General features: G+C 58.7%; 1 protein-coding gene. It reads left to right on the top strand.

From position 1 onward, the window contains the following. Nucleotides 1–254: hypothetical protein (locus tag KVS69_RS19915; protein ID WP_217539915.1), on the top strand; the 254-nt coding region annotated here is incomplete at both ends.

The raw sequence follows: 254 nt of genomic DNA, 5'->3' as shown, positions 1-254 counted from the left end.
CCTTCGCGCACTGGCCCTCGCCGGGCAGACACTTGCCATCGGGCGATTTAATCTGACCGGCCGGACATTCGTTTTCTTTGTTCTTGCACGTGCCATCGGCCTGTTGGACCTTGCCTGCCGGGCACGGCTCTGGCTTGCACTGACCAAGGGAATTCGTAGGCTTGCCGTCCGGGCATTTGCCTTCGTCCGGTTCACACGACGACATGCCCTGATTCCAGGAATACCCGCTGCCGAAGTTTGCCTTGCACTTATTA

Source organism: Stenotrophomonas sp. GbtcB23 (genome assembly GCF_019091045.1).
Classification (GTDB): Bacteria; Pseudomonadota; Gammaproteobacteria; order Xanthomonadales; family Xanthomonadaceae; genus Stenotrophomonas; species Stenotrophomonas rhizophila_A.
This window is presented reverse-complemented; position numbering and strand designations above follow the sequence as displayed.